This window comes from Mesorhizobium sp. M4A.F.Ca.ET.022.05.2.1 (assembly GCF_003998845.1).
Taxonomy (GTDB): Bacteria; Pseudomonadota; Alphaproteobacteria; order Rhizobiales; family Rhizobiaceae; genus Mesorhizobium.
Map to the genome: position 1 here is coordinate 1 of NZ_RZOJ01000727.1, position 1,237 is coordinate 1,237.

Annotated in this window: 3 protein-coding genes; all 3 read left to right on the top strand. The window is 66.5% G+C overall.

Annotation, left to right across the window (positions count from 1 at the left end; all coding sequences use genetic code 11):
• On the top strand, positions 1–449 hold a 449-nt coding region (locus EN745_RS34920), incomplete at its 5' end, for an SAM-dependent methyltransferase (protein WP_245487913.1).
• Complete coding sequence (locus tag EN745_RS34925; protein WP_127423325.1) at positions 446–751, top strand: DUF2849 domain-containing protein; 306 nt, start codon at positions 446–448, stop codon at positions 749–751. The genes EN745_RS34920 and EN745_RS34925, both read left to right, overlap by 4 nt.
• A 43-nt stretch (positions 752–794) precedes the next feature.
• A partial coding sequence (locus EN745_RS34930) for a nitrite/sulfite reductase (RefSeq protein WP_145992330.1) occupies positions 795–1,237 on the top strand: 443 nt, incomplete at its 3' end.

Genomic DNA, 1,237 nt, shown 5'->3' on the forward strand with positions numbered 1-1,237 from the left:
GTGTCACCGCGGCCTTTGCCGCGGCCGCCGATTTCGAACTGCCGCTGACGCTGCGCGGCGTGTCGTCCTCGCTGGTGTTCACGACCGGCCATGACCTTAAGGGCAATTCGCTGCCCGACTGGGCCAAGCTCGCCATTTCCGGCGCCACCGTCGCCGTCTATATGGGCCGCTCGGTCGCGGCTGAAGTCGCCGGCCGACTGATCGAGGCGGGCCTGTCGCCCGACACCGCGGTCGCCGTGGTCGAGAACGCCAGCCTCGGCAACCGCCGCCGCTTCCACGGCACGCTGGCCGACCTGCCTTCGCTGGAGGCCCGCGCCGATCTCGCCGGTCCGGTGATGACCATCATCGGCGACGCGGTCGCCGGCGCCAATTTCGAACGTTCCGAGCCGCTCGCGGCACACAGGCATGAAGATATGGCCAGCGCAGCGGCCGAAGGAGTTGAACAATGAAGGTTCTGACCGCGAACAGGCTCACCGACGGCATCGCCGTCTGGTACGCCGATGGCGGCTGGGCGGAAACGGTCGGCGGCGCCGACCTCGCCCATGACAAGGCGGCGGAGGACCGGCTGGAAGCGATCGGCGCGGCGGCCTACGCCAGCAACGAGGTGGTCGACGTCAACTTGATCGACGTCACGATGGTCGACGGGTTGGTCGAGCCGGTGCGGCTGCGCGAAAAGATCCGCGCCGCCGGGCCGACCATCCGCGAAGATCTTGGCAAGCAGGCAAGCCCGCAACCCGTGCGGGCGGCATAGACCAAACAGGCAATGCGGGCGGACGCGCCCTGAAAGACGAAGCATGTACCGTTACGATGAGTTCGACCACGATTTCGTTCAGGCCCGCGTCGCCGAGTTCAGCGACCAGGTGCAACGCCGGCTTGCCGGTGAGATCACCGAGGACCAGTTCCGGCCGCTCCGGCTGATGAACGGCGTCTATCTGCAGCTGCATGCCTATATGCTGCGCATCGCGGTGCCCTATGGCACGCTGAACAGCAAGCAGCTGCGCATGCTCGGCCACATCGCGCGCAAATACGACAAGGGCTACGGTCATTTCACGACGCGCCAGAACATACAGTTCAACTGGCCGGCGCTCTCCGACATTCCCGCGATCCTGGCCGATCTCGCCAGCGTCGAGATGCACGCCATCCAGACCAGCGGCAATTGCATCCGCAACGTCACCGCCGATCATTTCGCCGGTGCCGCCGCCGACGAGGTTGCCGATCCGCGCCCCTATGCCGAGAT

Bases quoted from the DNA above. Each gene is read 5' to 3' on its own strand.
- EN745_RS34925 (WP_127423325.1), top strand. From the start codon at position 446: ATGAAGGTTCTGACCGCGAACAGGCTCACCGACGGCATCGCCGTCTGG.